The organism is Streptococcus sp. HMSC061E03, assembly GCF_001813505.1.
In the GTDB taxonomy this organism is placed as follows: domain Bacteria; phylum Bacillota; class Bacilli; order Lactobacillales; family Streptococcaceae; genus Streptococcus.
Window position 1 is genome coordinate 170,736 of sequence record NZ_KV812797.1, and the last position, 383, is coordinate 171,118.

A 383-nucleotide genomic window follows, 5' to 3' on the forward strand; every position below is an offset into this window, starting at 1 on the left:
GTCACGTTTGTGATCAAGGCTTTCGCTGTACCGTCATGAGAAACAGTAACGGTTACAACTGCAGACATTTCATCATAAGTGACAGTTGCGTCTGTACCCTTAACCTCTGTTACAGTGTAAGTGTAAGTACCTTCTTGACCCTTCTGGTATTTAAGGGCAGTGACAGTTTTACCAGCTTTATTTGTGTAATCAACTGGAGTGAACTTGAAGTTACCAGCTGCATCGTTGGTTGCAGTCGCAATCACAACATTGTCGCTGTCTTTCAACTCGAATGTGAATTCGTTAGCTTTAAGATCACGACCTTCCAATTTCTTAGTGAAGTTAAATTCCACTGAGATTGGAACATTGTTGACACGTTTTTCAGTTGGTTTTTCAGGTTTTTC

At 40.7% G+C, this 383-nt stretch carries 1 protein-coding gene; it reads right to left on the reverse strand.

What is annotated here, in order from left to right; translation table 11 throughout:
- Positions 1 to 383, reverse strand: a 383-nt coding sequence (locus HMPREF2917_RS11765) for a Spy0128 family protein (RefSeq protein WP_256324263.1), incomplete at both ends; no start/stop codon positions are given.